The organism is Rhizobium pisi (genome assembly GCF_003938655.1).
Lineage (GTDB): Bacteria > Pseudomonadota > Alphaproteobacteria > Rhizobiales > Rhizobiaceae > Rhizobium > Rhizobium pisi.
The window spans coordinates 1-1,249 of the sequence record NZ_RJJT01000066.1; the positions used below are offsets into that span (position 1 = coordinate 1).

A 1,249-nucleotide genomic window follows, 5' to 3' on the forward strand; every position below is an offset into this window, starting at 1 on the left:
GCGATGACCACCCTTTGTCTCCTTCATCGGCTTCAGAGATCAATGCCGCGTCTGCGGTTAACCGTGCGCTGGCGCCGTTCCGAGACGATCTTGTCGCTGCTCTCGAGTCGGACGGTCTGCTGCAGGACCTTCAGCCTTTCCTGCATCGCCTCGAAGGCGCGACGCTGTGTTTGTGGCACACGGTGGATGAGATCCTCCTCCTCCCGAAGGATGGCATTGCGACCGAAGCGCTCGTCGAGCGTCCGACTGACAGTGGCAAACTCCCCGCGAATGTTGGGGTCAATAAAGGCCGCCGATGCACTCAGCTTGTGGCCGTTATTCTTCGCCTCGGCAGTCAGGCGTGTCAGCACTTCTTCGGCCGCCTTCGACAGGCCGGGGATGGCAACCGCCATGCGCTGTCGCTCTTCGGCAATAGCCTGGCGTTCGGCATCAAGGGTGCTGGCATAGGCTCCGCCGAGCGACCGTAGGCGAGCGGCTGCTTCGGGTACGGCCTGCACCGCCTCTTTCCGCTCCCGGCCGGCAGCCAGCATCCGATCCATGAGGCGATCGGACCCCCGCAATGCACCGTAGGCTGAGGGGTCGTTGGTCACTGCGGCGGCGATGCGGTCGCCAGCAAAACCTTTGGCAAGCAGCTCTTCGATCTTGCCGACGGCGCCGGCCGGATCACGCCAGATCGTGCGTGCCACGGCGGCCAGTGCCGCTCGCTGTTGGCGATAGAGAGAGCCGGCCAGAGCACGCGATCTCACCTCTTCCTCGATCGGAGTCTTGAACTCGGTGACGGCGGCAAGCATGGGGATATTCTCCTTCTGCGGATCGGCACTGGCGCTGGCGACGATCTTCGAACGATCCCGCCGTTCGGCGAGATGCTGCTCGTCGGCAAAGCGCCTCACGGCCTCGAACAGCCGGGTCAACTTCTCGTCTCTGATGCTTGTGGGGTCTTCCGGCATACGCTCGACCATGTTGCGTTCGGCAGCCGCATCGGCTTTGGATGTGAAGGCGCTCCAACCGAAGCGAGCGGTGAGCGCCTCGCTGACCGCCTTGATCTCCTGCACGACGGCACGGTCCTCGGCGGCGAGTGCGAAGGCGCTCCTGTAGGCATCGTCCCCTCCTTGCCTGCGCACCGCCTCGATCTCGATGAGACGTGCCACCGCCTTCTTTGAGAGCGCTGGGATCGACAATGACATATACGCGCGGCGTTGTTGCTCGCGGCTTTCGAACCGCTCGGCGTTTCTGCGGAACTCCGTCGCGT

1 protein-coding gene is annotated in these 1,249 nt (G+C 63.7%); it reads right to left on the reverse strand.

The window, feature by feature from the left end:
* Positions 1 to 32: 32 nt before the first annotated feature.
* A partial coding sequence (locus EFD55_RS32910; protein ID WP_167493254.1) for a BID domain-containing protein occupies positions 33 to 1,249 on the reverse strand: 1,217 nt, incomplete at its 5' end.